Genomic DNA, 2,793 nt, shown 5'->3' with positions numbered 1-2,793 from the left:
GAGCTAACTTACCGTCGAATGGTTGCCGCGCAGTTGCTATGAATGTGCCTATCACCGAAGCTCAGGAACGGATGGCGGTTTTGGGAGCGATGCATGTTTTGGACTCGGAGTCCGGGCCATCCTTGGATCGCATCACCTCGCTGGCCGCCTTCGCCTTCAATGCTCCAGTGGCGTTCGTCTCAATTGTCGGAGACGACAAGCAGCGATTTATTTCCCGAATCGGCTTGCCGGTCGGTGAGACGGATATAAGGTTCTCCATCTGCGCCCATGCGATCGCCTGCAACGAGGTGATGGTCGTCCCGGATCTTCGGGAGGACCCGCGCTTTGAGAACAACCCATTGGTCGTCGCTCCGCCCCACCTGCTGTTTTATGCCGGAGCGCCCCTTGTGGCGAAGAACGGTGTCGCTATAGGCGCCATGTGCATCATGGACACAAAGGTGCGCGAGTTCTCAGAGCCAGAGCGCGCCCAGCTGTCCACTTTGGCCCAGTTGGTGATTGCGCAACTTGAGCTGAGAAACATGTCCGGCCGCCTGGAACCGGTCAGTGGAATTCCGAATCGACACCAGTTCCAGATTGACTATGCCGGCTTGGCGGAGAGGCACAGCGGCCGGCGAATGTTCGCGGTTCTTTTGGACGTGTTTGATATCCCTCGCGCCAATGAGGCCGGCCAAGCCCTCGGCATGCGGCCGCTGGAGGTCTTGATTCGTCGAGCAGGCGTCCGGCTGAAGTTAGCGCTGGAAGGTTTGGCGGACGTTTACCACGTCGGTGTGACACGCTTTGCGTTCTTGGTCGACCTACCCAGTCCAAAGGAATTGGAAGCGCTGGTGAACGAGCTTCGCCAGCGCATGTCCCGGCCATTGATGGCAGCGGCAGTTCCGATGTCTCCGCGCTTCTACGCGGGAATCTGCGCTGTGACTCTGGGCGCGGACACCGGTGACGATGTGATTCGTAAGGTATTGATCGGGCTGCATGAATCCTTCGAAGCGCGGCAGCCCTTCGCCTGGTATTCCGAGGAGCGCGACGATCGCATGCGTCGGGGATACCGTTTGGCCGCTGACGCAGAGCGCGGGCTCCGGAAGGACGAGTTTTATTTGCAATATCAACCGCGCTACCGCGCCTGTGACCTTCAGCCGGTGTCGGCGGAGGCCTTGCTTCGCTGGACGCACCCCCGCTTGGGGCCTGTGAGCCCAGGAGAGTTCATCCCGATATTTGAGCGGACCGCTTTGATGGAGGCTGTCACCCCGTGGGTGCTCGATGCTGCGCTGGATCAACTGGTCGCGTGGCGCGCCGCACGTCACTATTTAGCCCTCTCCATCAATCTGTCCGGCGCTGACCTTTCCTCTGAAGACGCTTGGACAAGACTTCGTTCAATGCTTGAGGCGCGCCGCCTGCCCTTTGACTGCATTGAAATTGAAATTACGGAGGGCGAGTGGCTACGCGCCGACTCGGTCGCCGGGCGTCAGATCAGAGCAATGGCCGATGCCGGCATCAAAATTGCGATTGACGACTTCGGGAGCGGCTACAGCAATTTCGGCTACTTGTCTGACCTGCCGATCGACACCATTAAGATGGATAAGTCCCTGATCGACAATCTGGAGACCGATCCCAAGGCCAAGCCCAAGGTCCTGGCGATCATTAACCTAGCTCGCGAGCTCGGCTACCACACTGTGGCAGAAGGTGTAGAGACACCGGCTCAACTCCGCTTTCTGCAGGAGCATGGATGCGATCAGATCCAAGGATATCTCCTCTCCCGCCCCCTCAATGCCGAAGCGCTACTTCAGGTTTTCAGTGACCGCGGAACCGGAGAGAGCGAGGACAAGGCCTCCGTGAATTCTTAGGAACCCTACCCGACGAGAAGTTGGATTCGTTTCCGTCGTGAACCTTTTGCGGCAGCGACCAAACCTACACCTGCAACGCATGTATCGCAGCACCTTCCGTGTAACGCTGATCCGCAATGGGTGTCGGCGTTTCCTTTTTGCTGGCCGCTCTCGGCTTCTTAGCTGGCCGCGGGCCGCGACCAAGGTCTCTTGCGGAGGCGATCAGTTGCGCCACACGGTGGTGAATGGCGGAGCCGCTGCCTGCCCCAAAGCCCACGAAGAAAAGCCAATACCCGTCCAAACGCACGGCGACCTCCTCCATGCCCGGCGTCGAATCGACGATACGGCAAAGGCCCTCCACCCACTCGGTTGGCGGTTGTTGGTCGAGCTGGGCAACAACGGCCACTTCGCCAGCGTCCAAGTCCATCACTTCAATGCGCACAACTTCGGGAGCCGGATTGCTGCTGGCCATCGGGGCTGTCTCTGGGGGGTCTTTGGCCGGAGTATCCACAGTGATCGCCAAGGCGTCGTCAACGCCTCATGACAGCGGCGTCAAGGCACAACCAGTGCTGCTCCCCTCGCAGCGCCCCATCTCACGCGGCCTGTTCCTTGAGCCAAGCAACCACAGTGGTAATGGCATGGCGGCGTGCCCGTGCGTCAACCGACAGGTTGGGACGGACAATCCAATAGGCATTGGGGACAGGCACTTCCTTCGAGCCAAAGGGCCTGAAGAGGGTTCCTTCCTTCACTGAAGCCTCAGCCAATCGACTGCGGGCAAGGGCCACCCCATGACCCAGCTCGGCTGAGCGAAGCACAAGATCGGAAGAGGCAAGTCGAGGCCCGCTGGCCAGTGACAAGGTTGAGGGACCATATGTGCGACGCCACTGCTCCCAGCTTGCGGAAGGATCCCGGTCATGAAGCAGGTTCATCTTAATCAGGAAATCGTTCTCCAGATTGCGACTGATTGCTCCAGATC

Annotated in this window: 3 protein-coding genes; 1 reads left to right on the top strand and 2 read right to left on the bottom strand. The window is 59.4% G+C overall.

What is annotated here, in order from left to right:
• The coding region (locus ACXJKH_RS18140; protein ID WP_457321423.1) for a sensor domain-containing phosphodiesterase at positions 1 to 1,838 on the top strand (1,838 nt) is incomplete at its 5' end.
• Positions 1,839 to 1,902: 64 nt separating this feature from the next.
• On the opposite strand, the gene ACXJKH_RS18135 is transcribed toward ACXJKH_RS18140, so the two are convergent.
• Together ACXJKH_RS18135 and ACXJKH_RS18130 are read right to left on the bottom strand one after the other, a co-directional pair.
• Complete coding sequence (locus tag ACXJKH_RS18135) at positions 1,903 to 2,289, bottom strand: hypothetical protein (RefSeq protein WP_457321421.1); 387 nt, start codon at positions 2,287 to 2,289, stop codon at positions 1,903 to 1,905.
• Between the two features lie 121 nt (positions 2,290 to 2,410).
• Positions 2,411 to 2,793: LysR substrate-binding domain-containing protein (locus ACXJKH_RS18130; protein WP_457321419.1), on the bottom strand; the 383-nt coding region annotated here is incomplete at its 5' end.

Source organism: Stenotrophomonas sp. P5_B8 (assembly GCF_054049855.1).
The sequence above is the reverse complement of the archived record's forward strand: the minus strand, read 5'-3'. Positions and strand labels throughout refer to the sequence as shown.

Coding starts and splice junctions, on each gene's coding strand:
- ACXJKH_RS18135 (WP_457321421.1), bottom strand. CDS start 2,289: ATGGCCAGCAGCAATCCGGCTCCCGAAGTTGTGCGCATTGAAGTGATG.